A 1433-nucleotide genomic window follows, 5' to 3' on the forward strand; every position below is an offset into this window, starting at 1 on the left:
GTGGGGAAGTGGGGAAGCTGTCTCATCACCCTATCACCCCAAAACCCTATCACCCTATTTCCTGACGACCGACGACCGACGACCTTAAGCTCTCGTCTTATTTTGGTAATAATCGCGGGTTCCCTTGGCATCTAGGGCTTCACCGAGACGAGTAATAGCGTGGGCGTAGGCGGCGGTACGCAGAGATATATCGAACTCCTGGGCGAAAGACCAGACTTTTTCCGCTTCTGTCACCATTCTTTCTTTTAAGCGCTCATTTATCTCGTTTAATCGCCAATAAAGACCGCTGCGATTTTGCACCCATTCAAAATAACTCACCGTTACCCCACCGGCGTTAACCAAAATATCAGGGAAAACGAGAATCCCTTTTGAGTCTAAAATGCGATCGGCTTCTGAGGTAGTCGGACCGTTGGCTACTTCAAAGATATATTTCGCCCGCACGCGATCGGCATTTTCGGCGGTAATTTGGTTTTCTAGGGCAGCCGGAATCAAAATATCTACATCTAGGGCTAATAATTCCTCATTACTAATCGCCTCGTGTTCTACGATATTACACACAGTACCCTCACAGTAAATAGCAGTAATTCCGCGATGTTCCTGTTTATACTCACGAATACTGGCAATATCTAGGCCTTTTTCCCGATAAATGCCGCCCTGGGAATCACTTACCGCCACCACTTGATAACCGGCTTTGGCGAGGAGATCCGCTACTACAGCCCCAGCGTTACCGAATCCTTGGACGGCTACGGTAGTATTAGCGGGTTTTTTGTCTAATTTCGGCAAAAGAGAGTGAATAACATGAAAAGCCCCCGTTCCCGTCGCCGTATCGCGACCGCGACTGCCTCCCATGGTTAAAGGTTTCCCCGTCACCACCGCCGGACTAATTTTACGCTGAATGATGCTGTACTGGTCCATCATCCAACCCATGATCATCTCGTTGGTATAGACATCGGGGGCAAGAATATCGACATCGGGACCGATAAAGTCGGCTATACCCTCGATATAGCCCCGGCTAAGGCGTTCTAACTCGGCTTTTGACAATTCTTTCGGATTTAGGGTAATGCCGCCCTTAGCCCCACCAAAGGGCAAATCCAGCAGGGCGCATTTAAAGGTCATCCAAAAGGCCAGGGACTGCACCTCATCGATGTTGACGTTGGGATGATAGCGCACCCCTCCTTTGCCAGGGCCGCGGGTGTCATCGTAGCGGACGCGGTAGCCTTGGAAGATTCTTAAAGTGCCGTTGTCCATGCGGACGGGTATGGAGACGCTAAGACTAGCTTTGGGATATTTTAACCGCTCGATCGCATCATCGGAAATGGAGACATACTTAAGGGCCCGTTCTAGGCGACTGCTGGCATCGGTAAAGAGTGATTTCGACATGATTTTTTTCCCCCTATCTATCCCCATTAGAACACGGGAAAAACAGTATATTT

The 1433-nt window shown here is 49.4% G+C and carries 1 protein-coding gene; it reads right to left on the reverse strand.

The window, feature by feature from the left end; genetic code table 11:
- Positions 1 to 84: 84 nt before the first annotated feature.
- Positions 85 to 1380: a Glu/Leu/Phe/Val family dehydrogenase gene (locus tag ACOCD9_RS15745; protein ID WP_419547923.1), complete on the reverse strand. Its 1296-nt coding sequence runs from the start codon at positions 1378 to 1380 to the stop codon at positions 85 to 87.
- Positions 1381 to 1433: the final 53 nt, after the last annotated feature.

It is taken from the genome of Microcystis sp., assembly GCF_048564745.1.
Lineage (GTDB): Bacteria > Cyanobacteriota > Cyanobacteriia > Cyanobacteriales > Microcystaceae > Microcystis > Microcystis ichthyoblabe_A.